The 24,353-nt window shown below is 38.7% G+C and carries 21 protein-coding genes and 1 tRNA gene; 4 read left to right on the forward strand and 18 right to left on the reverse strand.

What is annotated here, in order from left to right:
• Positions 1-16 precede the first annotated feature (16 nt).
• Together AABK36_RS17835 and AABK36_RS17840 are read right to left on the reverse strand one after the other, a co-directional pair.
• Positions 17-1,180, reverse strand: coding sequence for an AIR synthase related protein (locus AABK36_RS17835; protein WP_309936496.1), 1,164 nt, complete (start codon positions 1,178-1,180; stop codon positions 17-19).
• Positions 1,181-1,377: 197 nt separating this feature from the next.
• Positions 1,378-3,414, reverse strand: a complete 2,037-nt coding sequence (locus tag AABK36_RS17840; RefSeq protein ID WP_309936497.1) for a CHU_0125 family OmpA-like outer membrane integrity protein — start codon at positions 3,412-3,414, stop codon at positions 1,378-1,380.
• Positions 3,415-3,765: 351 nt separating this feature from the next.
• Here AABK36_RS17840 and AABK36_RS17845 point away from each other — a divergent pair, with 351 nt between their 5' ends.
• Positions 3,766-4,011, forward strand: a complete 246-nt coding sequence (locus AABK36_RS17845; RefSeq protein WP_309936499.1) for a type B 50S ribosomal protein L31 — start codon at positions 3,766-3,768, stop codon at positions 4,009-4,011.
• A 150-nt stretch (positions 4,012-4,161) separates the two neighbouring features.
• Here AABK36_RS17845 and dsrP read toward each other — a convergent pair whose 3' ends face one another.
• From dsrP to AABK36_RS17875, 6 genes are read right to left on the reverse strand one after another with little or no spacing between them, the layout of a single operon-like run.
• A complete protein-coding gene (gene dsrP / locus AABK36_RS17850) occupies positions 4,162-5,385 on the reverse strand; it encodes a sulfate reduction electron transfer complex DsrMKJOP subunit DsrP (protein ID WP_309936500.1) in 1,224 nt (407 codons plus the stop codon).
• Positions 5,386-5,403: 18 nt separating this feature from the next.
• Positions 5,404-6,483 carry a 4Fe-4S dicluster domain-containing protein gene (locus tag AABK36_RS17855; protein WP_309936502.1) on the reverse strand — a complete coding sequence of 360 codons (1,080 nt, stop codon included), beginning with the start codon at positions 6,481-6,483 and terminating at the stop codon, positions 5,404-5,406.
• 19 nt (positions 6,484-6,502) lie between these two features.
• On the reverse strand, positions 6,503-7,201 hold the full coding sequence (locus AABK36_RS17860) for a cytochrome c3 family protein (protein WP_309936503.1): 699 nt from the start codon (positions 7,199-7,201) through the stop codon (positions 6,503-6,505).
• A 10-nt stretch (positions 7,202-7,211) separates the two neighbouring features.
• A complete protein-coding gene (locus AABK36_RS17865) occupies positions 7,212-7,901 on the reverse strand; it encodes a hypothetical protein (RefSeq protein WP_309936504.1) in 690 nt (229 codons plus the stop codon).
• A gap of 16 nt (positions 7,902-7,917) precedes the next feature.
• The gene (locus tag AABK36_RS17870) at positions 7,918-10,239 is read right to left on the reverse strand and encodes a molybdopterin-dependent oxidoreductase (protein ID WP_309936505.1); all 2,322 of its coding nucleotides are present in this window, start codon (positions 10,237-10,239) and stop codon (positions 7,918-7,920) included.
• A gap of 10 nt (positions 10,240-10,249) precedes the next feature.
• Positions 10,250-10,480 carry a hypothetical protein gene (locus AABK36_RS17875; protein ID WP_309936506.1) on the reverse strand — a complete coding sequence of 77 codons (231 nt, stop codon included), beginning with the start codon at positions 10,478-10,480 and terminating at the stop codon, positions 10,250-10,252.
• A 299-nt stretch (positions 10,481-10,779) separates the two neighbouring features.
• Between AABK36_RS17875 and AABK36_RS17880 the strand changes: the two genes are divergently transcribed.
• The 3 genes from AABK36_RS17880 to AABK36_RS17890 all read left to right on the forward strand — a co-directional run bounded on the left by AABK36_RS17880 (position 10,780) and on the right by AABK36_RS17890 (position 13,850).
• The gene (locus tag AABK36_RS17880; protein WP_309936507.1) at positions 10,780-12,132 is read left to right on the forward strand and encodes an alginate export family protein; all 1,353 of its coding nucleotides are present in this window, start codon (positions 10,780-10,782) and stop codon (positions 12,130-12,132) included.
• A 313-nt stretch (positions 12,133-12,445) separates the two neighbouring features.
• Positions 12,446-13,636 carry a GlmU family protein gene (locus tag AABK36_RS17885; RefSeq protein WP_309936508.1) on the forward strand — a complete coding sequence of 397 codons (1,191 nt, stop codon included), beginning with the start codon at positions 12,446-12,448 and terminating at the stop codon, positions 13,634-13,636.
• Between the two features lie 137 nt (positions 13,637-13,773).
• A tRNA-Ala gene (locus tag AABK36_RS17890) sits at positions 13,774-13,850 on the forward strand.
• 26 nt (positions 13,851-13,876) lie between these two features.
• On the opposite strand, the gene AABK36_RS17895 is transcribed toward AABK36_RS17890, so the two are convergent.
• From AABK36_RS17895 to nqrF, 10 genes are all read right to left on the reverse strand, one after another.
• Positions 13,877-15,280: a cytochrome b N-terminal domain-containing protein gene (locus AABK36_RS17895; protein WP_309936509.1), complete on the reverse strand. Its 1,404-nt coding sequence runs from the start codon at positions 15,278-15,280 to the stop codon at positions 13,877-13,879.
• Positions 15,281-15,314: 34 nt separating this feature from the next.
• Entirely contained in the window at positions 15,315-15,833 is a 519-nt protein-coding gene (locus tag AABK36_RS17900) for a QcrA and Rieske domain-containing protein (protein WP_309936510.1), read from the reverse strand.
• Positions 15,826-16,062 (reverse strand): hypothetical protein, encoded by a 237-nt coding sequence (locus AABK36_RS17905; RefSeq protein ID WP_309936511.1) that lies wholly within the window; start codon positions 16,060-16,062, stop codon positions 15,826-15,828. Before AABK36_RS17905 ends, AABK36_RS17900 begins: the two co-directional genes overlap by 8 nt.
• A 3-nt stretch (positions 16,063-16,065) precedes the next feature.
• Positions 16,066-16,866: a cytochrome c oxidase assembly protein gene (locus AABK36_RS17910; protein WP_309936512.1), complete on the reverse strand. Its 801-nt coding sequence runs from the start codon at positions 16,864-16,866 to the stop codon at positions 16,066-16,068.
• Complete coding sequence (locus AABK36_RS17915) at positions 16,866-17,453, reverse strand: cytochrome c oxidase subunit 3 (RefSeq protein ID WP_309936513.1); 588 nt, start codon at positions 17,451-17,453, stop codon at positions 16,866-16,868. Before AABK36_RS17915 ends, AABK36_RS17910 begins: the two co-directional genes overlap by 1 nt.
• Positions 17,440-19,098 carry a cytochrome c oxidase subunit I gene (gene ctaD / locus AABK36_RS17920; RefSeq protein WP_309936514.1) on the reverse strand — a complete coding sequence of 553 codons (1,659 nt, stop codon included), beginning with the start codon at positions 19,096-19,098 and terminating at the stop codon, positions 17,440-17,442. Before ctaD ends, AABK36_RS17915 begins: the two co-directional genes overlap by 14 nt.
• An 8-nt stretch (positions 19,099-19,106) precedes the next feature.
• Positions 19,107-20,048, reverse strand: a complete 942-nt coding sequence (coxB, locus tag AABK36_RS17925; RefSeq protein WP_338390294.1) for a cytochrome c oxidase subunit II — start codon at positions 20,046-20,048, stop codon at positions 19,107-19,109.
• A 370-nt stretch (positions 20,049-20,418) separates the two neighbouring features.
• Positions 20,419-22,029 (reverse strand): PP2C family protein-serine/threonine phosphatase, encoded by a 1,611-nt coding sequence (locus AABK36_RS17930; RefSeq protein WP_309936516.1) that lies wholly within the window; start codon positions 22,027-22,029, stop codon positions 20,419-20,421.
• Between the two features lie 189 nt (positions 22,030-22,218).
• Positions 22,219-22,794, reverse strand: a complete 576-nt coding sequence (locus tag AABK36_RS17935; RefSeq protein ID WP_309936517.1) for a hypothetical protein — start codon at positions 22,792-22,794, stop codon at positions 22,219-22,221.
• Between the two features lie 232 nt (positions 22,795-23,026).
• Positions 23,027-24,325, reverse strand: a complete 1,299-nt coding sequence (nqrF, locus tag AABK36_RS17940) for an NADH:ubiquinone reductase (Na(+)-transporting) subunit F (RefSeq protein ID WP_309936519.1) — start codon at positions 24,323-24,325, stop codon at positions 23,027-23,029.
• Positions 24,326-24,353: the final 28 nt, after the last annotated feature.

A 24,353-nucleotide genomic window follows, 5' to 3' on the forward strand; every position in this document is an offset into this window, starting at 1 on the left:
AATTTTTCAATTATTTTTAATAAGTATAAACGCCATTTTCAGATTTTATCGTCACTTTTTTACTTTCTGAAGCCTCGACTCTACCGATAATTTTCGCGTCAATATTAAAGCTCTTAGATATGGAAATAATATCATTGGCATATTGTTCAGGCAAATAGATTTCCATTCTATGTCCCATATTAAACACCTTGTACATCTCTTTCCAATCCGTACCGCTTTGCTCGTGAATCAATTTGAATAATGGCGGGATATCAAACAAGTTATCTTTCACAATATGAAGATTCTCTACAAAATGCAGAACTTTCGTTTGAGCTCCTCCACTGCAATGAACCATTCCATTGATAACTTTTCTATACTCCTCAAGCATCTTTACAATCACTGGAGCGTAAGTTCTTGTAGGCGAAAGCACCAACTTCCCAGCATCCAACGGAGAACCTTCAACTGCATCCGTAAGTTTGCATGAGCCGGAATACACTAAATCTTGCGGCACATCATGGTCAAAAGTTTCAGGGTATTTCTCTCTGTATACTTTATCAAAAACATCATGTCTTGCAGAAGTAAGTCCATTGCTTCCCATTCCACCGTTATATTCACTCTCATATGAAGCTTGGCCATAAGACTCCAATCCAACAATCACATCTCCAGCTTTGATCTTATCATTTGAGATCACATCCTCTCTTTTCATTCGAGCGGTCACTGTACTGTCAACGACAACTGTTCTCACCAAGTCTCCAAGGTCCGCTGTCTCTCCACCAGTGCTAATGATATTCACACCATTATCTCTCAATGTCTGCAACACTTCCTCTGTCCCATTGATCAAAGCAGCGATCACTTCTCCTGGAATTAAATTTTTATTTCTTCCTATTGTGGACGAAAGCAAAATATTATCAGTAGCGCCAACGCAAAGCAAATCATCGGTATTCATAATGACCGCATCTTGAGCTATGCCTTTCCATACTGACATGTCACCAGTTTCCTTCCAATAAGCGTATGCCAATGAAGACTTAGTACCAGCGCCATCCGCATGCATGATATTGCAATAAGAATCATCTCCACCCAAATAATCCGGCACAATCTTGCAGAAGGCCTGAGGAAACACTCCTTTGTCAATATTCTTGATCGCATTATGCACATCCTCTTTCGACGCTGAAACACCGCGTTGCATATATCTTTCGTTCATAACAGGATTTTTTTGCTATTTTTATCGATTTGAATCTAGTTCCTGACTATTAATGCATGGTTTTCATGTAAATCAAAATTCACTTCGAAACCATCATTCTCCAAAATTAAGAAAAAATATCTTCCCTCAACAATAAAAAAGACTCATTGGTTCGCCAACAAGTCTCTTTAAAGTTCTTTTCTCAAAAAAATAAAATACTAATCCCCACTTCCAAAGAATAATTCCTCAAGATTTTCTTCCTTGATACCTTCCGAAGGTTGCTTATCCATAATGTCCGTAACCTTGAATTCCGTTCTTCTATTTTTTTGACGTCCTTCAGGATTATCACTTCCGTCAGGCATTGTGTTAGGGGCTATAGGAGCTGACTCTCCATAACCTTTAGCTTGCAATCTTACAGGCTCAATTCCTTTGCTTATAATATAAGCGACCGCAGACTCAGCTCTTCTTTGACTCAAATCCTGATTATACAAAGCTTCACCTTTGCTATCCGTATGCGAACTCAACTCAATTTTAATTTTAGGATTATCTACTAAAATGTTTACCAATTTGTCCAATTCCAATGCGGCATCTTCTCTGATATTCGCTTTATCAAAATCATAATATATGTTTTCCAACACTATTGCCTTATTCAATTCCAATTTATTAAGAACCACTTTCGTTTCATAAACCACCTCATTGATTTGCTTCACCATTTTCTCTTCAGGCAATTCTTTCCCGATCATGCTGAATGTGTTTCGACCTGTCAAATAACCGTCTTTAGCTCCAAATAAATTATAAACCTCTCCTTCATACACTCTAAACTTGAAATTCCCTTCTTCGTCTGTCACAGTTTCTCCAAGCACATCTTCATTGGTCGTCAACAACTTCACACTTGTATTAGGCAATACAACCTCATTTCCTTCGTCATCAAGCGTATAACTGATCCCTGCTAAATAGTAATTGACGATCTTCTTCTTTGGGTCTGTATTCACAAAAGTGTAAATATCATCATCGCCCTTCCCGTCCTCTCTATTGGAAGAGAAAAAGCCTTTGCCTCTGCTATACATGAATAAAGCAAAATCATCAGCCGCCGAATTGATTGGCTTGCCTAGATTTCTTACGACAATAGTCCCATTTTGCCTTTGAGCTGAAAATAAGTCCAAGCCCCCAAAAGATGGATGACCATCCGAGGAAAAGTAAAATTTGCCATATTTTGAAACTGTAGGAAACATTTCATTGCCAAAAGTATTGATCTTAGGTCCCATATTTCTCACATTAGTCCATCGGCCTCTAGAGTCTTTTGTTGCCGAATAAAGATCCGTGCCTCCATAACCGCCCATTCTATTTGAAGAAAAATACAAGGTTTTTCCATCATGGCTAAAAGCTGGGGTTGAATTCCATGAATCAGGAGTATTTATCTCCATTAACCTTGGCTCTGTCCATTTGCCATCTTTCTTGTATGTAATATACAAACTCACATCCGCTCGTCCTTTTTTCTTCCCTGTATTTCCTTTAGCGAAAACGACTGTTTTTCCAGATGGAGAAAAAGCAATGCAACCATCGTTTACTCCAATAGAATTGAACTCTTTTCCCAGTTTTTGCAACGATTCCAAATCCACTATAGCTCCTTTTGTTTTCACAGAATACAAATCCGTGAAATAAGACCCTGTAGCTTTATAAATATCGCCTTCACCTCTATTAGAAGTAAAAAACAGATTTCCCTTATAATAAAATGGAGCATACTCAGCAAACTCAGTGTTAATGCTTTCCATATTCTTGACACGATATACGCTCTTTTTTCCTTCAATCTGCTCTAGATATTCCAGATTAGCCAAGTAATCCTCAGCATTCATGATATAGTTTTCATTCTCTTCATTGGCTTCTCTCCCAACAAACTCCTCCAAAACAATCTTTGCACCACTATAATCCTCATGCGCAACCATTGAAATAGCATATGACAATGGCAAATCCTCAAAAGGCAAACCGTCATCATATGCCAGCTTGTAATACCCTCTAGCTTCTTTCACTCTATTGGACATACGGTAACACTCTCCAATCCAATAATTTGACTCCGCAACCATCTCGCCTTTTTTGACACTCTGTTCAAAAAAAGATATCGCTGAGTTATACTCCCCCCTTTCCACTTTTTTAATGCCTTTGGATAGCTTGCCTTGAGCGTTCAACAAAGAAGGCAAGGCCAACATTGCCAAAAGGCAAAGAAAAATACCGAAGGTTCGAAAATTAACTTTATCCATTCGAGTTTAAAATATTACTGATAAGACAATAATTAGTACTTTATTAACAGAAAAAAATTAAAAGAGTTGGAAAAAATAACAATGACTCAATCATTTAGTCATTCTAGCAAAATATACACTTTTATCGTCAAAATAATAAAAGCTTGCCTATTAAATTTAATCATTAGTATTTTGCTTTGATGCCAAATTTTCAAGAAATTCGCAATCAGCTTATATTGAGAGTCAAACGACTTCACATACCATGCCTTTTCGGAAGATTTATCAACGTTAATACTTGTTGGTATATGAATTCTTTATTACCTTTGCGTCTCTTTTGTAAAATAAGAAATAAAATATAATACGTATATAGTCATGAAAAAGGATATCCACCCAGAGTACAACCGAGTTGTATTCCACGATTTGTCAAGCGATTTTAAATTCTTGACTCGCTCTACAGCGACTTCTAAAGACACTATTGAGTGGGAAGATGGAAACACATACCCAGTAATCAAGCTAGAAGTTTCTTCTGCTTCACACCCATTCTACACTGGTAAGAAAGGTATGGTTCGTACTGCTGGTAGAGTTGAAAGATTCAACAAAAAATACAAAAGAAGCTAATCAACAATTACTTCTAATAAAGAAAAGCCTTTCCCGATATAATCGAGAAAGGCTTTTTTGTTTGCAAAATTTAATTGCCAGACATCATTTTTATATTCAATCGTCACGATTTCACACGAATACCCAGCAATAATCGCTTTTTAAATTTTCTTAAGACTCTACTTCAGCATCTTTGTACTTAATTTTTCTCAATTCAATAGCTATTCCCATTCTTGCGAGTATCGTAAAGATAAAAGCCCCCATCGCCCAAATTCCAAATGTCACTCCGATTTCGATACCTGTTGGCTGATATTCGACTATAGCTCCCCAAGGACCCGGTATAAACCCAGGAATGATCATTCCAAAACCTTTCTCGATCCATATGGCGATAAAAAGAAGGCCACTGGCAATATAAAGCAACCTCAAATTATTTCGAACCTTATGAAAGAAAAGTCCTACAGTAGCTATGACATTAATAAATATTGAGGTTCGAATCCATGGCACCAAAGCATGCTTACCTTCCAAACCAAAGAACAAATAGTAAGCGCTTTCGCTATGATGGGTTGGAAAGTAAAATTCTTTAAACAACTCCGACAATAGCATGATTAAATTAATCTGAGCCGCGACCGTAATTATCAAACCTAATTTTCTTAAGGTCTTGTCTGGAATATCAAAGTCCGTGAATTTTCTTATCATCGCCAAGGCAATAATAATCAAGGCGGGACCTGCCGTAAATGCCGAAGCCAAAAATCTTGGACCTAAAAGGCCAGTATTCCAGAAAGGTCTCGCAGGAAGTCCTTGCAAGAGGAATGCTGTTACCATGTGAATAGCCACAGCCCAGAAAACTGAAATAATCAAGCCAGGAAGGTAGATCTTAGGATTAGGGGTTTTCCCCTGATAGCGCATAATCAAAATGTACAATGGAATCGTCAGGTTAATAAGCAAATATCCATTAATAACAAGCACATCCCAAGCGAGTAAAGATTTTGGGAAATTAAAATCGCCAATAAAAGGAATAATATGCCAAAACCTAGCAGGCCCTCCTATATCCACAACTACAAAAGCCAAGCACATAAGCAATGCCGCCACAGCCATTCCCTCTCCAATAAGCACCGCTTGCTTGAAGTCGACATCATTGAGTATATAAGTAGGCAAAACCAACATCACAGCCGCAGCCGCAACTCCAACCAAAAACGTAAAGTTAGAAATATATAATCCCCAACTCACTCGGTCTGTCATACCTGTAACATGAAGCCCGTCAGCTATCTGAATGCCATAACACAATGCTCCTACTAACATTACAAAAGTCAACGTCCCCATCCATAGATGGTAAGTTTTTGTACCTCTTACAATGTATCGACCACTGTCCTTAAGCAAATTAATAAAAACTTTCATGAATCTTCCGTTTAATTATTAATCCATATAATACCAAAACTTAGGCTCCGTTCCCAAATCCTCTTTAAGACGAAACACGTTCTTATTCTCAATTATCCATCTGATATCACTATTCGGATCCAACAAATTGCCAAAAACTCTAGCGCCAGTAGGACAAGCTTCCACACAAGCAGGATTCTCACCTTCACGAGAACGCTGAATACAGAAAGTGCATTTTTCCATTACTCCATTCTTTCTCAAGCGATTCCCTAGATAATGCTGATCTTTATTCACTTCTTCTTCAGGCACTTCCGGTGTTTTCCAATTAAACCTTCTACCATCATACGGACAAGCTGCCATGCAATATCTACAACCAATGCACCAGTCATAATCAATTACGACAATACCGTCTTTTTCTTTCCATGTCGCATTCACAGGACAAACATCTACGCAAGGAGGGTTATCGCAATGAAAACACTGAGTTCCAACATAAAAATGTCCCGCGGCCGGCACTTCATGGTAGAAAGTATCATCGCCATTCATAAAGTCTATTCCATTTCCTCTGCCTATCTCATGAATACGAATGTATTGCATTTCTGAAGCTCTATCCTGATTATTTTCTTCCACACAGGCATTGACACAATCCATATAGCCTTGGCACTTTGAAATATTAAATGCGTAGCCATAAAGCACATCTTTTTCAGGGCCTTTTGCAGAAAGATTGATTTTATCGCCCTTTCGTATCTCGTAAGACTTAGTAAGCCGATCCACAGTATTCTGCTTTTCCTTACTAGACATCAAGCGATAATTTCCTTTAAAGTATTCTTCCCATTCGATTTGAGAAAGCTCTTTTTTATCTTTTCCATCAGTAACACTACATGCCGAAGACACAGCTCCAGCGCCAATCATAAGGCTTGAAGTTAATTTTTGCAATGCACCTCGACGGCCGGAAGAAGCTCCCAATACCTGATCATAACCATCGTTTTTCTTGTTTTCCTCTCCAGCACCACCTTTGCAAGAACAAGGCTTACCTGATGACCCACAACCTCCATGCGATTGTTTTTGGTCTTGATTAGATTTCGTTAAAAGAGCAAACCATTCTTTTATCTTACCACTCATAGTATTGTAGTGTTAATTTTTAATTCCTTTGCTGTATCATGTGGGTATTCAGTCGTGAAGGCCACCTATGCTTAATTTTAGGATCATGAGGATTATGACACCCTACACATGTCTGTCTAATTTTAGGCTTGCCCCAACCATTCAAACGCTTGCCATGAGCTCCGTTTTCCCATTCTTTGAATTGAGTGCTATGACACTGAGCACAAACAGCATAACTCGCATTGAAACTTACTGTCTTGTTTGTAATGCTCTTAAGCTGATTCATATTCTTCTCATCATGACAAGTCGCGCAATCCATCGTGCTAGAGTCACCATGAGCCATTATCACATCCCAGTGAGCCTTTTTAAAATAAGAATTCCACTTCTCATTGCTTTCTTTAATCTTAGGATCTCCTTTCGGATTTGGAAAATCCCCCCATGCGTCCCCTTGGAGCTTTAGTTGCTTTAATGGGACTGAGTGACAATTTTCACACGGAAACTCCTGAACTATGGCTGACCTTTTCGGAATAGCAAAAGCATGGGCAGCAATCGTATCAGGCATCACAAGAACTGTATCAAAATAAATTTCCGAATTATCTCCTATGTAAAAAGCCTGATAGTCTTTCCCTTCTCTTAATATTCTATGAAAAGTACTTTCATGTTCTTGTTCCTCTCGGTGATTATTACAAGAGGAAAATGCCAGAGTCATTATTATCAAAAAGTAAAATACATTTCTCATAATCTTAGACTTAATTTTCTTTTTTCCTTGAATAAGCTGGTATAGGAACTAGCTCTAGATTGTTGCTAACATGGCACTGAAGACAATTAACTCTTTCAGGATGTGTCACTCGAATCTCTTTAGGCGCGCTTGGTCCACCGTGGCATGCCAAACAGTTCTCATGCATCTGAAGCTGATGAGGAACAACAGGCGGACTTGACACTGTAGAAACATTTCCTAAAGGCGGAGCTTTCAGCTTCTTGTATGTTGACTCTTTAAACAAACCATCAGTTTGCACGCCAACATGACATTGTCTGCAATTCACCATCTCAGGGTGCGGAGTAATTGGAGCAAAAGTTTTAAACTCAGCAACAAAACCTCCATTTTGATGACATTGGAGACAACCTTTTCCTCCCATCGTCTTAGGATCTAAAATCGGATGAGGAATAGTAGGAGGAGCTCCATGAAATGCCTTATTTCGATAATACTCTTTTAGTGTTATTTCATTTCTGATTTCAAGAGGAAGTTGAGCATACTCTTCCGCAAAGCTTGCCCTTTCAAAAACACCGCTCTCATATGGCAGAATCTTGTACTCATCATCAACTTGTTTGATGAGCGGAGTTTTCGCTTCTTCTTGAACAGCTTTCAGACTATAGGCCACAATAATTGCAGAGGCGAAAATCAATAGTCCGAAAAATATTAATACTAAAAAATGCTTCATAGCAAATACCTTTGGGTTAAACCTTTTCTACTTGAACAGCACATTTTTTATAATCTGGTTCGGCTGAAATCGGATCATATGCATCGATCGTTAATTTGTTCACCAACATATTCTCATCGAAAAAAGGAACAAACACCTGACCTACAGGAGGCAAACCTCTATCGTTAATCAATGCAGGAAGAACTAATTCTCCTCTTTTCGAACTTAATCGAACCATATCTCCAGTATTTATACCTTTATCATTAGCATCAGCTGGATTTAATTCCACATAAGCATGTGGCATAGCGCGATACAATGTAGGAACACGCATAGTCATCGAGCCTGTATGCCAATGCTCCAATACTCTCCCTGTATTCAGCCAAAATGGATACTCTGCAGTAGGCACTTCAGCAGGCCCTTCATAAGGCCTCTGCCATATCACCGCTTTGCCATCAGGTCTTCCATAGAAGTCGAATTCCCCTTTAGTGCAAGCAGGATCATACTTGGCATTGAACCTCCACTTAGTAGGCTTGCCATTCACATAAGGCCATTGCATGCCTGCTTCAGCTTTCAACACCTCCAAAGGAGCCATATTATGCTTGTCATTATCATGAAATTGTCGATACTCATTGTAAATTTCTTCTATATGAGTCTCCTTCTTATATGGAAACTGCTTTTCAAACCCCAATCGACGAGCAACTTCTATTAATTGCCAAGTATCGCTCATGCTTTCACCTGGCGGCTCCACCATCTGTTCGAAATACTGAGTTCTTCTTTCTGAATTACCAAACATTCCTTCTCGTTCCACCCACATCGCTGAAGGCAAAATCACATCAGCCACATCCGTTGTAGGTGTAGGATAAATATCCGACACTACTACAAATCGTCCTTCTTTTTTAGCTCCAGCGGTATAGCGATTGACATTCGGCAATGAAACCATAGGATTCGTAACTTGTATCCACATAAACTTGATATCTCCCCGATCCAAAGCTCTAAACATTTCGACAGTGTGATAAGTCGGTTTCGGAGGTATATTTGAAGCAGGAACTCCCCAAATTTTAGCGGCAAACTCTCTATCCTTTTGATTATTAACCACGCCTTTAGGCAAGCGGTTCGTTAATGTTCCGACTTCTCTTACCGTACCACAAGCACTCGGCTGACCAGTAAGCGAGAAAGGACTATTACCTGGCGTGGATATCTTTCCTGTCAGTAAATGGATGTTATAAACCAAGTTATTGATCCAAGTCGCACGAGTATGCTGATTCATCCCCATGCACCAAAATGATGTTACTTTCTTATTGGGATCTCCATACAATGAAGCCATATAACGAATATCCTTAGCAGATACTCCGGATATTTTCTCCACCTTTTCAGGCGTATAATCTTCTAAAAACTCTATATACTCATCCAGATCAATCGGAACAGGCTCATCAGAAAACTTAAATTTATCTCTCAAGCCGTACCCGATATTTGTCTTTCCTTTACTAAGAGTGCAGTATTTGGATACAAACTCTTTATTTTCCCAGCCATTTTTCAGAATTACATAACTGATTGCATTGGCAACAGCCAAATCAGTTTGAGGCTTGAACAAAATTGACTTGTCCGCGGCGACACTTGTTCGAGTCGTTCGAGTAGCGAAATCTATGATGACTGCCTTTCTTTTATACTTTTGATCCAAAAGTCTCGAAAACAGCACCGGGTGCATCTCAGCCATATTATTCCCCCACAAAAAGAATACGTCCGCATGATCAATATCATCATAGCATCCCATCGGCTCGTCCATTCCAAAAGATGTCAAGAAACCTGTTACAGCTCCGGCCATGCATAGACGAGCATTCGCCTCGACATTATTGGTACTCAAACAACCTTTGAACAATTTGGAAGCTACATATCCATCTTGTATAGTCCACTGACCCGATCCATATATGGACAAGCTGTCATTGCCATATTGCTCGCGTGTTTCTTTCATTTTGGAAGCCACAAGGTCCAATGCTTCTTTCATTGAAACTTCAACATACTTGTCACCTTTTTTCACCAATGGCTTTTTAATACGATCCGCTCCATACATAGCAATCACCGCATTATACCCTTTGGCGCAGCAAAGCCCTTTGTTAACTGTTGAGTTTTCATCGCCTTTCACGGCAACAGCTTTGCCATTTTCGATTCCTACCTTTACTCCACAGCCAACTCCACAAAATCGACATGGCGCTTTTTTCCACTCCAAATCTCCCGCTGGAAGATTTGCTAATTGCTCTTCGGCAAAAAGTATTCCCGGAATCATGGTTGTCGCTGTAGTCACAGCAGACATCAGCGCCAGTTTTTTCAGGAATGATCTACGACTTTCATTTTGTTCAAACATGTTCATATCTTTAATTAACCTCAAAGCCTGCAACCATGGAGAGTGACATCAGACTTGGAATATTTTTAAGATTCGCCTGAATTTGCTCATCGTCTTCTTTGGACAATGCATCCGTAACAATGATAATCACTTCATGATTCTCAGAAGGAACTACCTCGCAGCTTGGTAATTTTTCAATGGAATCAATTAATTCTTCTTTTTTTCCTTCAATTGGATATGCTATGTAACTCTTAACAGGCATCGTTTTGTTTTTTTCAAACACAAGATTTTTATATTAAAATCTGTATTTCAAAAACTGAACTATTTGTATGTATAATTATTCTAAATAGAGAAAGGCTTGAAAAATAAGGAAAACACTAATGGACAGGACATAAATCATCTAAAGCTAAATCACTTTATAAACTATAACATCGAAATGATTTTTTAAAAAATTAGATTTATAATAAAAAAAATCGTTCAAATCCAAACATTTTCAATTTTGATTGCTTTATAAGAAAGTTTTTGATTGAAATATTTCAATTAACACCAAAGTAATCAGCAATGAAAAGAAATTTTACCGTTAAATCATTCAGCTTCAGCCTTTTATTTTTCTTGATCATTTCCCTTCCTTCATTTGCCCAAGAAATAAAAATCGACGCGCAATTAAGACCTCGTGGAGAAATGAGACACGGGGTGTTTTCACTAGTGGACAAAGACCAAGATGCCATATTCGGTGTCACTCAACGGGCTCGAATCAACTTCCATTACGATTCTGAGAAAATAAAAATCGGATTCTCCGTTCAAGACGTTAGAACTTGGGGTGATACCCAACAAGCCGCTCTTAATGATGGAGCGAGAACAGCCATTGCTCGCGCATGGGCAGAAGTATTTTTTCTTCCAAGTTTTTCTTTAAAACTCGGCCGCCAAGCCATCTCCTATGATGACGAGCGAATTTTTGGTGCATTGGATTGGGCGAACCAAGGCCGTTTTCACGATGCGGGTATATTTAGGTTTTCAAAAAATGGCTTCAAAGCCGACCTAGGATTGGCTTTTAATAGAAATTCCCAAGCATTTGGAACACCTGTGGATGGAGATGTCGACTCCTACTATAATGTCAACAACTATAAAAACATGCAATACCTTTGGCTACACAAAGACTGGGAGACATTGAAACTTAGTTTGTTGTTCATCAACAATGGCTACCAAGCGTCTAATGTAAACGCTAATAATACTGTTACAGATTCAACAAATGTTTACACTCAAACCTACGGTTTTTACTTAGAGAAAGAGATAGGCAATTTAGACATTGATGTGTCATTTTACATACAGTCAGGAGAAGATAGAGTAGCTCAAAATAACGTTTGGGTGCCTAGAGATGTTAGCGCTTACTTATGGGCGATATGGTTGAAATATCACTTTACCAAAAAATTCAATGTGCATATAGGCAGCGACTACCTATCAGGGACAGAGTTGAATGGCAATGAGACAAAGAACAAAAGTTTCAATCCTTCATTTGGAACCAACCATAAATTTTACGGAATTATGGACTACTTCTATGCCGGCAATGGACATAGAAATGTTGGGCTTTGGGACGCTCATATCGGCGCTGGATATACTTTCTCAAAGAAATTCAAAGCGGACCTTACTGTGCATAACTTCACGTCAACAGCCCAAATCCTTCAGTCTGTCGGAGGAGCCAAAGAAGATGATCAATTGGGAACTGAATTTGACCTGACTTTCGGATACAACCCAACAAAAGGCGTTGCGATAATAGGTGGTTATTCTCAAATGGTGGCATCCACAACCATGGAAACACTAAAAGGAGGAGACTCCAATGCTACTCAAAACTGGCTTTGGGCTCAGGTCAATATCAATCCTACAATTTTCAAATGGAAGAAAAAGAAAGAAAAATAGATCAGTTTTAATAATCTAATATATTATTAATCACAAAAAAGGAAGCTTTAAAGCTTCCTTTTTTGTGATTATTTGAAATTACTTTTTCACCTCTTTTTACAAAAAGAATCAAAATTAAATTCAGCCATCAAGAAATATACACTTATTCAATCAAGGTAATTAGTACATATCGATATCATTTTTAAATTCACCTCAATAACTTAATTAAACATCACCTAAAACAACTACTTGACCTTTATTTATCAAATAAGAACTTCCGATACACGCTTAATATCCATAACTTGCATATTCATCGTTTAGACCTATCGGAATAATGAATGTAATTATATACGAAAACAAAGAGTGCAGAAAGAACTTATTGCCATTCACATATACAAGAGCAATCGCTCAAATCAGAGTTGGTATTTTCACCTTATTGGAAAAGTGGGAGAAGCACCTTAAGGCTTCTATAAACGAATTCGATTTTGATATTGAAAATACAGAAAAAATAAAGACAGAAACTCTGTATATCAATGCTTCTTGTCTTCCTACATCAACTCTTGCCCAGTCTGTCAACTCGCTTTACACAGGGGAAAAGCTTACTGACAATAATGACGAACTGATTGCATTCAAAACAAGCGATGAAACTTCTATTGACAAATTAGCCAAGCGTATCTTGGACGAGGAGCCTAAGTTCTTAAAAAAGTCGTGGGATATATTTGCTCATAATGGCGAACAAATCAGAAACGATTTTCCTTTGGCTATCGATGGCAAACAATCAGAGCCTATCGAAGACCCTTATACAATAGTATACAACCCTCGTCAAGTATTCATCGAAAAAGGTGTGAAAATTCGAGCGGCGATACTCAACGCAGACAACGGCCCAATCTATATAGGGAAAAACGCCGAAATACAAGAAAACAGCGTTATCCAAGGCCCTTTTGGTCTTTGCGAAGGAGCTGTGATCAACATGGGGGGCAAAATGAGAAGAAATACCACAATCGGCCCCTATAGCAAAGTAGGGGGAGAGATCAGCAATTCAGTGATTCTTGGCTACAGCAATAAAGGCCATGAAGGCTTTTTGGGAAATTCGGTCATTGGAGAATGGTGCAACTTGGGAGCCGATACGAATACTTCCAATCTCAAAAACAACTATTCCGAAGTCAAAGTTTGGGACTACAACACCGAGAAGTTGTCCGGCACCGGCCTACAATTTTGCGGACTACTGATGGGAGATCATTCCAAAGCAGGAATCAACACTATGTTCAATACTGGAACAGTCGTTGGAATAGCCGCTAATATATATGGCGGAGGTTTTCCTCCTAAGTTCATTCCTTCATTTTCTTGGGGAGGAGCTGACGGATTTACTACTCACGCATTTGACAAAATGCTGGATACCGCTGAAAAAGTCATGGCTAGAAGACTTCGTAAACTTGAAAAAGAAGACATAGAGAATCTAAAAAACATATTTGAAAAAACTCGCAAATTCAGACTTTGGGAACAGAAGGAAAGCATTAATGTCTAAAGAAAAGCTATTCTTATGATTTGAAAGAAATCATTTTATTTCTCTTTGAAAAAGCACAAAGAGGAATAATCGATAAGGCAAAAAGTTAGAAAATATTTGGACAAATCAACTCCAATTATGACATTTACAATCCTTTAGGGGCATTAGCTCAGCTGGCTAGAGCACTACGCTGGCAGCGTAGGGGTCAACGGTTCGAATCCGTTATGCTCCACCAAAAGCCGTATATCTTTTACGGCTTTTTTACTTATCTGCTTTTTTTGCTTTTAAAAACGCGACCAAAGCAGCCAATTCACTTTCGCTTAAAGAACCTCCAAAAGCAGGCATATTTCCTCCGCCATTGACGATACGAATCACCATTTCCGAAGAAGTAAGCCTATATTCAATTTGTGTCAAATCAGGTCCCCTAGCTCCTCCATACTCTCCGATCTTATGACAATAAAGACAACCTTTGTCATAAAAAAGCTGAGCGCCTTTAACAACTTCCGCCGAAGAATTATCAACAATATCAGCTGGCAATGGCTTAGTGTCGAATTTTGGCGACCATGGCGACCTCATTCCTTCAACAGTGAATGCAATAATCACCATAACCGTAAACACCACACCAATTATCGCCCAAGGCCTTCTCATAGGATGTCTTTCCTTCCGCTTGGATAAAAATGGAACAGCAAACATCAAGAACAAAATGATCAAAGGACCAAATGCAATTACATAACTTTCTATTTTAGGCGGCATCAATGCAAAAATCGCAAAAACCCAAGATAGGTACCAATCTGGTTTGGGATTGGCATAAATACTATCCGGCCTAGGCGGCCCCAACAATTCCGGAGCACCCTTATATATCGCCAAAAATGTGATAATCAAAATAACCACCGTTCCAAAAACCACATCTCTCCAAGCCGCGAAAGGGAAAAAAGGCACGCCCTCTTTTTTCAACATTCCTTCATACCAGTCTCTATAGTCTTCCTTTCCTAAAAGGCGTCCTCTTTTAGGAGGCTCGGAAATACCATTTCTAAATACCAAATAAACATGAAACGCTGTAAATGCGAATAACAAAGCTGGAACAACAAAAACATGGTAAGCATAAAAACGGCTCAAAGTATATCCTCCGATAGTTTCTCCACCAATCAAGAAGTAAGCTATGCTCTTCCCTATCAATGGAATTCTCCCCAACTGCTCCGCGGCGACTACAGCAGACCAGACACCTGTATCGTCCCACCTTAACAACTGGCCTGTAAAACCCATCACAATGGTCAACAACAGTAAAACAATTCCCGTAATCCACTGCATTTCTCTTGGGAATTTATAAACAGCCATCAAGTAAACTCTTATCATATGAATTCCCATCAAAAGAATCATACCTGAGGCTCCAAAGTAATGCATTCCTCTTAACCAGCTGCCCAAAACCGCTTGGTTTGAGATATATTTTAATGATTCATAAGCTGTTTCCACAGAAGGTTGATACAATAAGGACAAGCCTATACCTGTGACCACTTGAAGCATAAAGCAGAACAAGGTCGCGCTACCGAAGACATAAGACCACTTGGCCCCCGGAGGCACCAAATGCGTTGCCAAAGGAACCACCAAAGCGGAAACACCTGTTCGATCATCAAGCCAATCCCATATTTTCAACATTCTTTTTTTCATAATGGAAATATTTTTATCTCTATCAAAAAATGAATTAGCCGTCTTTAAGCGTTGTAATCGGCAATGCCTGCGTCATAATCTCAACATTGCCTTTATTTAACCTAACCATATACCGTGTCAATGGCTTAGGAGGAGGGCCAGATGCCACACTTCCATCTTTATAATAAACACCGCCATGGCATGGACAAAGAAATAACTCAGAGTTTGCTTCCCACCTTACTGGACAACCCAAATGAGCACAATTAATGGCAAATGCTGTATATTCGTTTTCATTGTCTTTTCTCAACCACGAAGCTGTTCTTGATATTGTCTTGGCCCATTCATCCGGATCACTATCTTCAAACGTTACTAAAACCGTTTTTCCGACTTCAAAATCGTTATTCTTTCCCACGCTTCTCCAAACCTGCTTTTTACGCTTGATTAATGGTTGCAATAGGGCTCCGATTACCGGTATTGTTACTATACCGGCAGAAATTCCCCCAAGCCAAAAGCTTAGTTTTGTCAAAAACGACCTTCTGCCGAGTTCTTTATTATCTCGTTTGCATTCACTCATTTTCTGCCTCCTTCTCGCTTATTTCTTTGATTTCAATTCTCATGTCCCAGATCCATCCATAAACTCCGTAAGCGAGCAATGCCAATCCAATTAATGACAACACATACAAAGTCACAATTCCCCAAAATATAAATGTTATGCCAAAAGCTACCACTAAAGGATACCAGGTTGGCGCAGGCAAATAAGGAGGATAAGCTTTATGTTTTTGCTTTTTCTCATTCTCTGACATAAGTCAACTTACTTTTTCATTAGACATCCATTTAAAGAAAATAACCATGGAAATAGATAAATAAATCAAACATCCAGGCACCCACATGATAAGGCCGGCAACTTGCTGATCGGATCTAGGGCTGACTTTCCAATCGTTTACCACCAATGATTGTAAATTTCCCGACATAACATTTTCCGAAAATTTCGGGTATAAGATCTTAGGAGAAAACGCGATAGCAATGCCTAGCAAACTGCATGCGATGCAAGCTGTCACCAAATACGAAATTCCTTTCATTGGCGCCAATCTATTAGAATAATCAGGATTCAATACTGGATAATAAAACCACAAGCCTATCAATAAACTCAATAAATAAACCAAGGGCTGTATATTCGACCATTGCTCAGGTGTAGGACATATCCTAAACAATGGCATGCTTTCATTCACAAACCCAGGCGCGTGAATCAACCACATAAACAATACAAACACTACCCAAGACAATACTGGTCTCAATTTCACTTTTCTTCCTTGCCATTTCTCACCTGTTCCATCCAAACTCAAAAACAGTAATGCTGGCAATAACATCAAAATAGCGACGTGCTGGAGCATATGCGCATAAAACAAATATCCATGAGCCAAATATGCCAAGGGAGAAGAAAGCGCTACAATCACCACAATTAATGCTATAATCCATAAGATATAATTCTTTAAGCTTGCCCCTCCTCTTTTTATCATTATGAACAAGGCCACAAGCAAAACCAAATATATTGGCAGCTCTCCTAAGCTAAAAACCCATTGCTTCCATATGTCAATTGCTAATATCATCAGATCAAAGGCTTTAAGTAAACAAAGAAGAAAACAAAGATCCATACTACATCCACAAAGTGCCAATACCATTCGGCCACAAGCATTCCCGGAGGAATTTGCTCATTTCCAACTCCGTAGCCAAATATTCTGCATAACATCCATGTGACTATCAAAATTATCAAGCCAACAAACACGTGGAAAGCGTGAAAGCCTGTCAATGTGAAAAATGCCGATCCAAAAATATCTTTATCTATAGTCACTTCTTCGCTGAAGAGATTTAGATACTCTGTCGCTTGACCAAATAAAAACACCGCTCCAAAGACAATCGTAATAGCCAAGTATATAAGCGCCAACTTATCCTTGCCTTTCCTAAGCGCATTGGACCATAATGCTATCGTACCACTGCTTGCAAACAAGAAAATCGAAAAGAAACCTGTTCTTTCTACCTGCAGATGCTTTGAAGATTCGCTCCAATCCATGGATAAATTCCTAAAATACACAAAGGCAATAATCAAAGCTGCGAAAAACAAAGCCTCTGATGCCAAAAGCAATTGAATCATCAATCTTGATTGTTTGTACCTTATTGCCGATTCATTCACCATCATTTCTTTGATTTGTTTTTTCCCAATCTATAAGAGGCCTGGAAGTTTTGACTTCATCCAGTTCATCAAAATTTTTCAAACTTGGCGGAGAAGAAGCGAACCACTCAATCGTCCAAGCGTACCAAGGATTTGAAGAAGCTTTCATTCCCTTTCTCAGACTATGAAAAATATTAAAAATAAATATCAACATAGCGATCATCATTAATACTGCTCCCATCGTTGCTATGAAATTCATAGAACCGTAATAAGGCAAATCCGGATAAGTATACACCCTACGAGGCATTCCCAACAAGCCCAGCAAGTGCTGAATTAAAAAGGTCATATTAAAACCGATAAGAAAAAGCCAAAAATGCCACTGTCCCAACTTTTCAGACAGCATCTTACCGCTAATTTTTGGAAACCAATAATATATGCCCGCGAAAGAAGCAAACAATGTGCCTCCCAAAAACACATAATGTATATGAGCTACCACAAAATATGTATCAGTAATATGCCAATCTATCGGAGCAATAGCGAAAGCAATTCCGCTTAAGCCACCTAATGTGAAATCTATCAAAAAGGCCACTGCGAATAACATGGATGTTGAAAAGAAAATTCTTCCTCCCCACATCGTGGCTGTCCAGTTGATTACTTTTATTCCTGTTGGTATTCCTATCAACATGCTTGCCGCAGAGAAGAAAGTGTTTACGGGGTTTCCAAGCCCAACTGCGAACATATGATGCGCCCAAACCCCAAACGACAATAAAGCTATAAACACAGTGCTCGCGGCAAGAGTCACATATCCATAAATTTTCTTACGACTAAATACCGGTATTACCTCCGAAATAATTCCAAACGCAGGCAATGCTAAAATATACACCTCAGGGTGTCCAAATGCCCAAAATACATGTTGCCAGAGAACCGCAGAGCCTCCTGTCGCCGGCAAGAAAAAGTGCGCTTGCAATTGCCTATCCAACAACAGCATAAAGAGACCCGCATTCAATAATGGAAATGCTCCTAGTATCAGAAAGCTATTAAAGAACACCATCCATACAAACAATGGCAGCTTATTCATCTTCATGCCTTTCACTCGCATGGTAATCGTAGTGACAATGAAATTAAGCGCAGCTCCTATACTTCCGATTCCTGTGACAATCAAGCCAATTGAGTAATAATCCAGTCCGGGAGTAAAAGAGTAATTTTTTTCACTCAAGGGCGCGTAACTAAACCAACCTGCATCTGGCGCTCCCCCTGCCAAATAACTAAAATTCAATAACAAACCTCCTAAAAGCGTGATCCAAAGGCTCATGGCATTCAGTCTTGGAAAAGCCATTTCATTCGCACCAATCATCAAAGGAAGAAAATACGTACCCAATCCGATTAGCGTAGGCATCAACACAAGAAAAACCATCGTAGTCCCATGCATGGTAAACAGTTGATTGTACACTTCTGGTCCTAGCAAGTTCAATTCGGGCAGGGCCAATTGAGCCCGCATCAACATGGCTTCCGCTCCTCCTACAAGAAAAAAGAACAAAGCCATCCACAGGTACATTATCCCCAACTGCTTATGATCAGTGCTTGACAGCCATTGCAATAAACCATAGCCTGTTTTTATCGATGGCAATGGCGTTTCAGGCTCTGGAATCATATTTCTTTTATATCCTTCCATCCATGATGTCATTTTAAATTATATAAATACGCAGTCAGAGCATTGAGCTCTTCTTCAGTAAAAAGAAAATCAGGCATATGAGCGCCTGGCTTAACTTTTTGAGGGTCTCTTAGCCAATCTTTTAAACTTCCGGGACCATTTCTTAACTTGCCCCCAAGCAATGTTTCTCGACTCCCCAAATGCGTCAAGTCAGGTCCAATCCCAGCAACAGCTCCAGTTCCTTGAATCGCATGGCAATTTGAACAGACTTTGTCTTGAAATATCTTCGCTCCTTTTTTTTGCAAAGCCGTTTGTGGTATCGAAGCTTTCTTCTTTTGATCCGCAAGCCATTTTTCGTATTCGTTTTGCTCATGAGCCACAACCAATATTCTCATCCAAGCATGCTGGGCTCCGCAATACTCATTGCAAGCTCCGTCATAATGCCCCGGCTCCAAAGCTTGCATCCAGACATAATTCGACTGCCCAGGAATCATATCCATCTTTCTACCCAATGCAGGAACATACCAATCATGAATTACATCTTTTGACTCCAATCTGACCAAAAGTCTTTTTTCTATAGGAATATGCAGCTCATTGGCAGCCACTACACCTTCTGAGGGATAATTTATCTCCCACCACCATTGATGTCCTGTAATGATTATATCAGGCTCTTTTCCTTCTGGGATCGGTGTTTGTATCTTGTTTATTGCTCCTATAGCCAGCACCAAAAAAGAAACCACAAGCACCGATGCAAAGCCAATAGTTAAGTACTCAACCTTATGGCTTTCATGCGTATCAAAATGTTGCTTGGAATGATCAGATACCTTGAACTTTCTTAGAATATAAAATGTAACTCCTAAAACGATTGCAAACACAAAACCTCCGGCAATAAGGAAATAGCCGAAAAGTTGTTTCATCGTTTCTGTATCCTCTGATGAGCTTTTGAAAATATGGTCAATTGATTCCCACATGAAAAATCTACACCTAATTCAAATATTTATTACCATAAACCAATATGGCTATAGGGAAAATAGATTTATTAAATATTTTGTTTAAAAAACATTATAAAAATTAGCATCTATATTCATCCAAAGCTCATTATTCAAAAACGTAAATACCTCAATTCCTATTAGTTACTCCCTCATTACCTTTAAAGTCAGTCATATTGAGATTGTCTAGAAAAAATTATTATCAAACTTTTCTATTAGGAGAATAAATATGTATCCGCTCTTCTTTTCGGCTTTTCGGTTATTGACCAATCTCAGAATGCAATTCTTCTGCATAAAAAAAGCCTAAAATGAATGAATCATTTTAGGCTTTGCAATTCCAGTCAAAAACAATTTATATTCTCATGCCAAGGACTGTAACATCATCCATTTGTTTTCCAGTTCCTTTCCAGCTATCAAACTCACTCGCCAACTTTTCTTCTTGTTGCTTCATAGGCATTGAGGAAATTTCCTTCAACAGCAAGCACAGTTTTTTCCTCATAAATTTCCTATTGTCCGGTCCGCCAAATTGATCTTGAAAGCCATCAGTAAACATATACAAAACATCTCCTTTTTGTAGATCAATGGATTCAGCTTCAAACTCTTTTTTATTTCTTTTCGAACCTCCTAACCCTCTTTTTGTCCCTCTGAATAAAAAATCTTCATTGCCTCTTATCAATAACAAAGGGTTGTTCGCTCCACTGAAAAACACCTTAGACAAATCAGAATTAAAGCTCAGTAAAGAAATATCCATTCCATCGTCGGAGGTTTGTTCAGCACCTTCTTTGCGAAGATTACGCTTAATATCATTATCCACCTGGGTCAACAAATTCTCAGGCTTGTTCCATTCCACCAATCTAGAAACTTTATTCAATAACTCGCTTCCAAGCATGCTCATGAACCCGCCCGGCACTCCATGTCCAGTGCAATCAGCTACAGCCAGCATAGTCTTGCTCTCATCATTCATATACCAGTAAAAGTCTCCGCTAACAATGTCCTTTGGCTTGAACATCAAGGAAATCTCTCCAAACCTTGATTCTATATCCTTTCTTGGAGGCAACATAGCCTCTTGAATACGACGAGCATAATTGATGCTGCTCAAAATATTTTTATTCTTCTTTTTTACCTCAGCCAAGGCTTCCTTTCTGGAAATGTTTAATCTATATAGCCAGTAGGACATCCCACCGATAATACACAAAAAGAACAATATCACAGCCAGTACAACGCGATGATTATGCAATTCTTGATCTTTTTCCTTGATTACGCCAGACTTCTCGGTGATCTCTTTTGTTTGATCATCAATAAGCTCTTTCTGCACCTCTGTTACTTTTTTTTCTTCTTTAAGCATGGCATTCACCTTATTGAATTTTTGTTCCCATGCATCAAAGGTTTTTATTCTTTTTGGAGAGCTTAGCAAGCTTTTGCTAAGTATTGCCTGTTTCCTCTCAAATATATTCTCTTGCAGTTCATAAATTAAATTATCCTCTTCATCAAAAGTAATATTGAACATAGAGGTGCCAAAAGGATAATCTTCGGTCACTATAAAAAATGGGACCTCATCTCCCAATCTATCTTGCAAGTCTCCAAATTTCACTTTTTCATCAGCGGATAAGTAAAGCAAATTCACTGGCTTTACTTTTTTATATCTTCTAAAATGAAAAAACTCAACGGATTTGCCATTGACTTTCAAGCCGTTTTCATTCTTTTCTTCCAACAGCTTGAACAAGCTCTTAATCTCTCTGGATCGGCCTAATAAACCAATCTTATAAGTGCTGCCCAAATCTTGAGAAAACTGCACATCCTTAGCCAATTGAAAAATAAAATCCGCTTTTTTTTCCAACATCTTTTCTTCATCGGCAGAGCCAAGAGCTTGAAAAGAAATTGTAAATAAAAAAAGCGGAAGAATAACTAATATTAAAAAATGTCTAACCTTAACGAATAAAAAATTTTCTTCTTTCAATTTCATATTTCCCACTATTCAACTTCTGTTTTAATCTGTTATTGAAAATAGATATTATTGAAATCAATATGAAAATTTTAAAAAATAAATTAAAATTAAATAAATAATTTACAGCAAAAAGTGCCATTAATAACAAGAATAGCCAAATAAGCTTAAAAATAGAGTTTCCAATATTTGGCTTTAAGCGCATGTAGCCTAAAGCCAGCTATGTTGCTGTGTCACGCTTCCAAAAATCTCTATTCTCTGCTCTTCGATTACAACGAACCCTTCTGCCAAACCATCTTGAATAGCATAAACCGTATTAGACTCAGCAGGCTTCACCCAAGCTTCATTAGACTTTTGATGCCTATTTTCCAAAAATAAATCCACAGCAAAACCATTCTCTTTGTCTTCCAGTCTCAACTCAAGCAACAATGAATTGATCGCTCTTAAGCTGCAAAAATCTCCTATCCTCAAACCAAACGGATCATCATGATGATTCAAGGCATTGACTTCAGCAGCCTTGCAGTCCTTCTTCAGACTTGCCTCACCGTTTTGAGAATATTCATAGCAAACTCCCGGCTTCAATACGCCATCTTTTTCCTTCAAAACATAAATCTCTACAATCAAGATTTCTCCATTCTCGCCATTCACCTCTGTCTTCCAAGATTCTTTCTGGCCTGACATCAAATCGTCTATCACCGCAACATTTTTTTTCGAAAGCGAAGGCCTTTTTTTATCAAGTTCATAAGAATCCATTACCGTATTTAAAAAATCAATATATCCCTCCATAAAAAATGTATTTATTTTAAAAATTCACCAATAAACAGTCGTTTGTATTTCATATTACGATTATTGGAGAAGAAAAGCCACTCAATATTTCTCTAAAAATCTGATTCCGATCAAATTCTAAAAATACTCATTAGCTATTCGGATTTTGTTATAATCATTGTATGGGAATTAAAAAAGCCATCCAAATAATCTGGATGGCTTTAGCATTAATATAAGTATAAAATTCTTTGGATTAACCTCCGAAGTCGTCAAATCTGATATTTTCTGGTGGCACACCTAGATCATCCAACATCTTCAATACAGCGGCATTCATCATTGGAGGTCCACATAGATAAAACTCAACTTCGTCAAGCTCTTCGTGATCCTTCAAATAGTTATCATAAAGCGCTTGGTGAATGAAACCTGTATAACCGTCACCGTCTTTGTCGCTTAACTGCTTCTTAATTTTCCAGTTGTCTTCAGGAAGAGGCTCAGAAAGAGCGATGTTGAATTGGAAATTAGGAAATTCATCTTCGATCTTACGGAAGTGGTCAACATAGAACAATTCCTTCTTCGAACGACCACCATACCAATACTGCACTCTACGTCCTGTTTTTTCCGTATGGAACAAGTGGAAGATTTGCGCTCTCAATGGAGCCATACCTGCACCACCACCGATATAAACCATTTCTCTTTCTGTCGGGTTGATAGAGAATTCTCCGTAAGGTCCTGAAACCATTACTTTATCTCCCGGCTTTCTAGAGAATACATATGAAGAACAAATACCTGGATTAACATCCATGAATCTATTGCTAGTTCTATCCCATGGCGGAGTCGCGATACGAATAGTCAACATTACGATGCTACCTTCAGCAGGGTGATTCGCCATAGAGTATGCTCTATAGATAGGCTCGTCATTTTTCATCACTAGATCCCACATACCGAAGTTGTCCCAATCCGACTGGTAAACGTCAGAAGGGTGATTCAACTCTGGCTTAGGAGTGATATCCATATCCTTAAAGTTAACAGTGATCTCCGGCACGTCAATCTGGATGTATCCACCAGCTTCGAAATCCATCGTCTCCCCTTCAGGAAGCTTCACTACGAACTCTTTGATAAATGTAGAAACGTTATAGTTAGAAACAACTTCGCATTCCCACTTCTTGATACCAAACACCTCCTCAGGAATCTGAATATCCATGTCATTCTTAACTTTGACCTGACATGAAAGACGCACTTTCTCTTTTTGTTCAGTACGGCTCAAGTGTCCCTCTTCAGTAGGCAACACATCTCCGCCACCATCAAGAACTTGGCATTTACACATCGCGCAAGTACCTCCACCACCACAAGCGGACGGCAAGAATATCTTTTGCGCAGATAGTGTGTTTAGTAGCGTTGACCCTGCTGCTGTGACGATTTCTTTTTCGCCATTGATAGTGATCTTAACATCTCCTGATTGCACCAACTTGGATTGAGCAAACAACAAGATCACTACTAGCATAAGGATAATCAACGTAAACGCTACTATCGCAGTGATAATAATTGAAGTCATTTAACTATAATGTTAAAATGGTTAGTAA

This window comes from Aureibacter tunicatorum (assembly GCF_036492635.1).
Lineage (GTDB): Bacteria > Bacteroidota > Bacteroidia > Cytophagales > Cyclobacteriaceae > Aureibacter > Aureibacter tunicatorum.

What these genes read in the sequence shown, in the direction of transcription:
- AABK36_RS17835 (WP_309936496.1), bottom strand. Translation starts at nt 1,180, where the DNA reads ATGAACGAAAGATATATGCAACGCGGTGTTTCAGCGTCGAAAGAGGAT.
- AABK36_RS17840 (WP_309936497.1), bottom strand. Translation starts at nt 3,414, where the DNA reads ATGGATAAAGTTAATTTTCGAACCTTCGGTATTTTTCTTTGCCTTTTG.
- AABK36_RS17845 (WP_309936499.1), top strand. Translation starts at nt 3,766, where the DNA reads ATGAAAAAGGATATCCACCCAGAGTACAACCGAGTTGTATTCCACGAT.
- dsrP (WP_309936500.1), bottom strand. Translation starts at nt 5,385, where the DNA reads ATGAAAGTTTTTATTAATTTGCTTAAGGACAGTGGTCGATACATTGTA.
- AABK36_RS17855 (WP_309936502.1), bottom strand. Translation starts at nt 6,483, where the DNA reads ATGAGTGGTAAGATAAAAGAATGGTTTGCTCTTTTAACGAAATCTAAT.
- AABK36_RS17860 (WP_309936503.1), bottom strand. Translation starts at nt 7,201, where the DNA reads ATGAGAAATGTATTTTACTTTTTGATAATAATGACTCTGGCATTTTCC.
- AABK36_RS17865 (WP_309936504.1), bottom strand. Translation starts at nt 7,901, where the DNA reads ATGAAGCATTTTTTAGTATTAATATTTTTCGGACTATTGATTTTCGCC.
- AABK36_RS17870 (WP_309936505.1), bottom strand. Translation starts at nt 10,239, where the DNA reads ATGTTTGAACAAAATGAAAGTCGTAGATCATTCCTGAAAAAACTGGCG.
- AABK36_RS17875 (WP_309936506.1), bottom strand. Translation starts at nt 10,480, where the DNA reads ATGCCTGTTAAGAGTTACATAGCATATCCAATTGAAGGAAAAAAAGAA.
- AABK36_RS17880 (WP_309936507.1), top strand. Translation starts at nt 10,780, where the DNA reads ATGAAAAGAAATTTTACCGTTAAATCATTCAGCTTCAGCCTTTTATTT.
- AABK36_RS17885 (WP_309936508.1), top strand. Translation starts at nt 12,446, where the DNA reads ATGAATGTAATTATATACGAAAACAAAGAGTGCAGAAAGAACTTATTG.
- AABK36_RS17895 (WP_309936509.1), bottom strand. Translation starts at nt 15,280, where the DNA reads ATGAAAAAAAGAATGTTGAAAATATGGGATTGGCTTGATGATCGAACA.
- AABK36_RS17900 (WP_309936510.1), bottom strand. Translation starts at nt 15,833, where the DNA reads ATGAGTGAATGCAAACGAGATAATAAAGAACTCGGCAGAAGGTCGTTT.
- AABK36_RS17905 (WP_309936511.1), bottom strand. Translation starts at nt 16,062, where the DNA reads ATGTCAGAGAATGAGAAAAAGCAAAAACATAAAGCTTATCCTCCTTAT.
- AABK36_RS17910 (WP_309936512.1), bottom strand. Translation starts at nt 16,866, where the DNA reads ATGATATTAGCAATTGACATATGGAAGCAATGGGTTTTTAGCTTAGGA.
- AABK36_RS17915 (WP_309936513.1), bottom strand. Translation starts at nt 17,453, where the DNA reads ATGATGGTGAATGAATCGGCAATAAGGTACAAACAATCAAGATTGATG.
- ctaD (WP_309936514.1), bottom strand. Translation starts at nt 19,098, where the DNA reads ATGGAAGGATATAAAAGAAATATGATTCCAGAGCCTGAAACGCCATTG.
- coxB (WP_338390294.1), bottom strand. Translation starts at nt 20,048, where the DNA reads ATGTGGGAATCAATTGACCATATTTTCAAAAGCTCATCAGAGGATACA.
- AABK36_RS17930 (WP_309936516.1), bottom strand. Translation starts at nt 22,029, where the DNA reads ATGAAATTGAAAGAAGAAAATTTTTTATTCGTTAAGGTTAGACATTTT.
- AABK36_RS17935 (WP_309936517.1), bottom strand. Translation starts at nt 22,794, where the DNA reads ATGGAGGGATATATTGATTTTTTAAATACGGTAATGGATTCTTATGAA.
- nqrF (WP_309936519.1), bottom strand. Translation starts at nt 24,325, where the DNA reads ATGACTTCAATTATTATCACTGCGATAGTAGCGTTTACGTTGATTATC.